Here is a 5,710-nt window from a genome sequence, read left to right on the forward strand (position 1 = left end):
GCCTCAGTCCCGGTCCGCCTCGGACAGCACGTCGGTGACCAGCTTGGTGGCGAAGTCGTTGCCGTTGCCGGAGATCCGGTTGATGTACTCCGCGAGCAGGACCGCCGTGGCCTCCAGGGGGTTCATCTCCTCCTTCGTCCAGGGTCCGTACTGGGCGCGCCACAGGTTGGGGCTCAGGCCGGTGCCGGCGGCGATGAGCAGGCCGGCCATGGTGGGGATGACCTCGGGAGGGAAGGTCCTCGGCATCATCCGCATGGTGGCCACCAGGTTGGGGACCGCGTGCTCGACCACGTCCTCCTCGTGCTGCTCGAAGGCCGATCGCAGCCAGTTCATGTAGATGTACACGAGCGTGCAGGCGCCTTCCACCAGCGCCTCGGCCTCCTCGGGGCCGAAGGACGCGGTGAGCTGGTCGACCATCCGCTGGTGCTCGGGGTCCGTCCCGGACTTTCCGTCGTAGACGGCCTTGAGCCGGGAGTCGATCACCATGAGCGCTGCGCTCACGTCACCGACGGGAGCGTGTTGGGGGTCGCAGGACGACACAGGACTCCTCCTAGAGCGGCCACGGCCGGTACGGCCGGTCCGTTCGAAGGGTAGGCGAGCGATCCGACGGGTCCGACGGATCCGACCGCAGGCACCCCGCGGTGACGGGTACGCAGGGGCCGCCCCGGGCGGGCCGGGGCGGCACGGTGGCGGTGACTCGGGGCCTGTCGCCCACTCACCGTCACCCACAGGCCGCGCCTCACACGTCAGAGCGAGGCGCCGGCAGTCGGGTTGACGGCGGCGGGCGGCGGGCGGAGGGCGGCGGGCGGAGGGCGGCCGGCTCGCGCTCCCGGGCCGGCCGTCCTCCCTCCCGTCAGACGGTCGACGCGGCCGACCTGGCGTTGCGGCAACGGACGTGGACGGTGGCCAGGATGCCGGCGAGCACCGCCCCACCACCCGTCCCCGCGACCGACGGGTTGATCATCGGGACCGCGGCCGCGGGCTCGGCCCCGCCGCACTGCGCGTGGCCGATGACCAGGTTGGCGCCGTTCAACGACGGCAGCAGGGTGATGTGGACGGCGTTGACGGTCAGCACGCCGTCGGCATCGGTGGTCTGCTCGTTGAGGACGATCGAGCCGACGAGGGGGACGTCGACCCTGGTGTCGGCCGGGGCGTTGGCCTGGAGGCTGACCGGGAGAAGGCCGACGGTGACCGTCCCGCCCGCGATCAGGCCACTGCCGGTGGCCCCGGTGGGGGTGGCGTTGCAGGTCGAGTTGACGCCGGTCAGGGCGACCGAGGCGACGCCGAGGTCGAGCCCGAGCTTGTCGACCGTCGCGGAGGCCGACGCGGTGCCGTCGACGGGGTTCCCGGCGGTGGTCGCGGTGAGCACGGAGGTGGTGGCGACCGGCCCGACGTCGAGGCCCACCAGGGTCCGGGTGCCGCCGGACGGGTAGGCCGACTCGGGCGAGGGCGCGACGGCGACCACCCCGCCCAGCGCCTGCGTGGAGACGACGTAGGCGTCGGCCACGGGGGCGGGCAGCGCGGCGTACGCCGGGGAGGCCGTGGACAGCGCACCCACCACGACCGCGGCGGCGCACCTGCTGCGCGAGGGGATCGAACCGGAGCGGGTCGTGATCACCGGCAACACCGTCGTCGAGGCGACCCTGGAGACCCTGCCCGGCGAGGCCGAGGCCCACCGCATCGTGGCCGAACACGCCGTCACCCCCGGCAGCTACGTCCTCGCCACCATCCACCGCCCCGAGAACACCGACGACGCCGCGCGGCTCGCCCAGATCCTCGACCAGCTCGCCGCCCTCGACCTGCCGGTGCTGCTGCCGCTGCACCCCCGGACCAGGGCCGCCGTCGAGGCGTCCGGCCTGCGCGGCCCGATCGCGCGGCTGCGCCGGATCGAGCCGCTGGACCACGCCGGTTTCCTCGCCCTGGCCCGCCACTGCCGCCTGCTGGTGTCGGACTCCGGCGGGGTCCAGGAGGAGTGCACGGTGCTCAAGCGCCCGCTCGTCGTGGTGCGCAACTCCACCGAGCGCCCCGAGGCCGTCCGGGCCGGCTTCGCCCGGCTCGCCCGCCCCGGCCACGAACTCGGCCGCGCCCTGCGGGACCTGCTCGCCGACGAGGCCGCCACCGAACGGCTGGCGCACCTCCCCTCGCCCTACGGCACCGGGCAGGCGAGCGCCGAGATCGTCGCCGCGGTCCGCAGCCGCTACCTCACCCCCGAACGGCCCGCCGAACGCCCCGCGGAGCAGCCCGCCGCACCGCTGCCCGCCCTCGACCGTGCCCCGGTCGCGGCCGCGGCCGCCCGCCCCCGGCGCTGACCGGACCGCCGACGCGGTCCACCCCGACCGTCGGGAGCCCCTGGCAGGAAGGTGGCGGATCCGACCCGTCGACCCTGCGCACACCGGCTGGCAAGGTCGGAAGCAGCCCGCAACCGGCGGGATCCACTGCACCCGGGGGGCTCCCTTGACGACGACATCCGACAGCCGGGCGGCCACCGGGACCGGCGCGGACACGTACCGGCCGCGGACCGCGGGCTGAGGCGGGCACCGTGGATGACCGCTACGAGCGCCACTGCCTCGCCGACCCGCTGTTCTACGACGAACCCGCCCGCGCCGAGCACCCGGACGACCGGTTCGCCGCCGCCTCCGCCCCGCTGCCGCCGGGCTGGCTGCGGGGCGAGCACGGCCCCTGGGTGCACGTGCGACCGCCCCACGCGCAGCTGCCCGAGCAGGGCTGGAAGGTGCACGTCTCGGCCACCCCGGACGAGGCCGAGCGGGTGATCGACCAGGTCCTGGCGTACTGCCTGGAGCACGAGCTGACCTGGAAATTCCTGCGCGGCCGGGCCACCGTGCAGATGGCGAACGGCAAGTACGCCGACCGCCGCTCCAGCGGCAAGCTGATCACGCTCTACCCGGAGGACGACGCCCGGCTGGCGCAGGTGCTCGACGAGCTGTCCACCCTGCTCAAGGGCGTCCCCGGCCCGTACGTACTGAGCGACCTGCGCTACCGGGAGGGGCCGCTCTACCTGCGCTACGGCTCGTACGTCCAGCGCTACTGCACCGACGAAAAGGGCCAGCGGGTGCCGGCCATGAACGGGCCGGACGGCGAGCCGGTGCCGGACGTCCGGGGCACGGTCTTCGCGGTGCCGGACTGGGCGCCGGTGCCGGAGGTCGTCGCGGCCCAACTGGCCGCCGACGCCGAGCGGGAGGCCGAGAGCACGACCGAGTTCCCGTTCGAGGTCACCAAGGCGCTGCACTTCTCCAACGGCGGCGGCGTCTACCGGGCCACCGACCAGCGCAACGGCCGCGAGGTGGTGCTGCGCGAGGCCCGCCCGCACGCCGGCCTCGACTACGCCGGCCGGGACGCGGTGGAGCGGCTGCTGAGCGAGCGCCGGGTGCTGGAGGCCCTGGCCGGGCTGGACTTCGTGCCCGCGCTGTACGAACACCGGCAGGTCTGGGAGCACCACTACCTGGTCGAGGAGTACATCGAGGGCGAGCGGCTGGAGGAGGTCTTCACCCGCACCTGCCCGCTCGCCCACCCCGACCCGGACGAGGCCGAGCTGGCCGAGTACACCAGCTGGGCGCTCGACGTGATCGACCAGGTCACCGCCATGCTGGCGGCGCTCCACGAGCGCGGGCTGGTCTTCGCCGACCTCCACCCCAACAACGTGCTGATCCGGCCGGACGGGCGCTGCGCCCTGGTCGACTTCGAGATCACCTTCCCGGCCGACGACGCCACCGCGCCCCCGCTGGGCGCGCCGGGCTTCGTCTCCCCCACGGCCCGGCGCGGCACGGCGGTGGACGCGTACGCCCTGGCCGCGCTGCGGCTCTACCTCTTCCTGCCGGTGAACAACCTGCTCGCACTGGACTCCGGCAAGGCCGAACTGGCCGGCCGGGAGATCTCCGCGCGCTACCCCGTGGACCCCGGCTTCGGGGCCGAGGTCGCCGAGGAGCTGCACCGGGCGGCCGGTGGGCGGCTGCCGCGGGGCGCCACCGAGCGCCGGCCGGACGCCGCGGACGGCGGCCCCGGGCCGTCGCGGCCGGCCTGGCCGCAGGCCCCGTCGGCGGACACCGAGGCCTGGCGCCCTGTGCTGGACTCGCTGGCCGCGGGCATCCTGGCGACGGCCACGCCGGAGCGGACCGACCGCCTCTTCCCGGGCGACGTCGAGCAGTTCGGTCCGGTCCACAACGGCCTGGGGCTCGCCCACGGTACGGCCGGCGTGCTGTACGCGCTGTGGGCCTGCGGCCGGCCCGCCCCGGCCGAGCACACCGACTGGCTGGTGGCCCGGGCGAACGCGGAGCCCGACCTGCCGTCCGGGCTGTACGACGGGCTGACCGGCATCGCCTGGGCACTGGCCCGCCTCGGTGCGCCGGAGGCGGCCGGCGCACTCGTCGATCGGCTGCTCGACGCCGAGCCGCCGCTCGATCCGGGGCTGGGTTCCGGACGGGCGGGCATCGCGCTGGGCCTGCTCGACCTGGCCGGCGCACTCGGCCAGGACCGCCTCGCCGACCGGGCCCTGGCCCTCGGGCAGGAGCTGGCCCGGGAGGAGCGAGCGCCGCTGCTGCGCGGCCTGCTGGACGGCTGGAGCGGGCAGGCCTCGCTGTTCCTGCGGCTGCACGGGCAGACCGGCGAGCCGGTCTGGCTGACGGCGGCCGAGGCGGCGCTGGGCCGGGAGCTGGACGAGGCGGACATCACCGACGGGATGCTCTTCCTGGTCGAGGACCGCTACCGGCGCAAGCTCCCGTACCTGGCCGCGGGTGGAGTGGGCACCGCGGGCGTGATCGCCGAGTTGGCCCGGCGCACCGGCGCCGACCGGCTGCCCGCCCGGTTCGCCGAGGCGCTGACGGCCGCCGAGCGCGCCTGCCGCCCGGAGCTGGTCGCCGCGTCGGGCCTGTTCGAGGGCCGGGCCGGGCTGCTGCTGCACCAGCTCAGGACCGGGCACCGGGCGGAGGCCGACCGCCACCTGCGGCTGCTGGAGTGGCACGTGATGGACCATCGCGGCCACCTGGCCTTCCCGGGCCGCCGCTCGATGCGGCTCTCGGCGGACCTGGCCACCGGCGCGGCCGGGGTCCTGACCGCACTGCACGAGGCGGTGCTCGGCCCGGTGCCGCTGCCCGGCATCACCGACCTCGCCCGGCCCTGACACCCGCCATCGACGCCCGGCACCGCACGACGCTGCCCGGCATCACGGACTTCCCCCGGCCCCGTGCCGGGGGAGCACGACGGTCACCACCCGGTGGCCGGGACCACATCACCGAAAGGAACGGACCATGACGCAGATCCTCGCGCTCCAGGGGCTGGAGACCGAGACCGGCACGTCGGCCTACACCAGCACCATCCTCCCGCCCAGCCACACGAGCAGCGCCCTGCACATGCGCTTCGACGCGCCCGTCTCGGACGAGACGGCGCGCTGATGTCGAAGATCCTGGCCCTCCAGGGGCTCGACACCGAGACGGGCGCGGCGACCTACCCGCCCACCGTCGAGCTGCCGCCCAGCCACTGGAGCGGCGCCGCGCACCTGCGCTTCGAGGCGCCGGTGACCAACGAGGAGAGGACGCACTGATGTCGGAGATCCTGGCCCTCCAGGGGCTTGAGAGCGACACCGCACCGTCGGCCCTGGCGAGCAGCTTCCTCAGCACCCAGTCGCACGACTGGGTGGACGGCCCGGTCGAGGCCGAGAAGTAACCGCCAGTCGGCGGCCGCGGGTGCCCGTCGGTCC

The 5,710-nt window shown here is 75.1% G+C and carries 7 protein-coding genes; 5 read left to right on the forward strand and 2 right to left on the reverse strand.

The genetic code is table 11. The annotated features are described in order from the left end of the window. Positions 1-3: 3 nt before the first annotated feature. A complete protein-coding gene (locus ACFU7Y_RS38715) occupies positions 4-486 on the reverse strand; it encodes a hypothetical protein (RefSeq protein ID WP_224284817.1) in 483 nt (160 codons plus the stop codon). Positions 487-853: 367 nt separating this feature from the next. Beyond that, positions 854-1,561, reverse strand: a complete 708-nt coding sequence (locus ACFU7Y_RS38720; protein WP_380771173.1) for a choice-of-anchor P family protein — start codon at positions 1,559-1,561, stop codon at positions 854-856. On the opposite strand from ACFU7Y_RS38720, the gene ACFU7Y_RS38725 reads away from it, so the two are divergent. The 5 genes from ACFU7Y_RS38725 to ACFU7Y_RS38745 all read left to right on the forward strand — a co-directional run bounded on the left by ACFU7Y_RS38725 (position 1,542) and on the right by ACFU7Y_RS38745 (position 5,676). Continuing rightward, positions 1,542-2,309, forward strand: coding sequence for a UDP-N-acetyl glucosamine 2-epimerase (locus ACFU7Y_RS38725; RefSeq protein WP_380771174.1), 768 nt, complete (start codon positions 1,542-1,544; stop codon positions 2,307-2,309). The two genes, ACFU7Y_RS38720 and ACFU7Y_RS38725, sit on opposite strands and share 20 nt — an antisense overlap. A gap of 230 nt (positions 2,310-2,539) precedes the next feature. Continuing rightward, a complete protein-coding gene (gene lanKC / locus ACFU7Y_RS38730) occupies positions 2,540-5,134 on the forward strand; it encodes a class III lanthionine synthetase LanKC (RefSeq protein WP_380771175.1) in 2,595 nt (864 codons plus the stop codon). Positions 5,135-5,261: 127 nt separating this feature from the next. Further along, entirely contained in the window at positions 5,262-5,405 is a 144-nt protein-coding gene (locus ACFU7Y_RS38735; protein ID WP_224284959.1) for a hypothetical protein, read from the forward strand. Further along, on the forward strand, positions 5,405-5,554 hold the full coding sequence (locus tag ACFU7Y_RS38740; RefSeq protein ID WP_224284960.1) for a hypothetical protein: 150 nt from the start codon (positions 5,405-5,407) through the stop codon (positions 5,552-5,554). Before ACFU7Y_RS38735 ends, ACFU7Y_RS38740 begins: the two co-directional genes overlap by 1 nt. Further along, a complete protein-coding gene (locus ACFU7Y_RS38745) occupies positions 5,554-5,676 on the forward strand; it encodes a hypothetical protein (protein ID WP_263455795.1) in 123 nt (40 codons plus the stop codon). The genes ACFU7Y_RS38740 and ACFU7Y_RS38745 overlap by 1 nt, the downstream gene beginning before the upstream one ends. The last annotated feature ends 34 nt before the right edge of the window (positions 5,677-5,710 follow it).

The organism is Kitasatospora sp. NPDC057542 (assembly GCF_042801945.1).
Lineage (GTDB): Bacteria > Actinomycetota > Actinomycetes > Streptomycetales > Streptomycetaceae > Kitasatospora.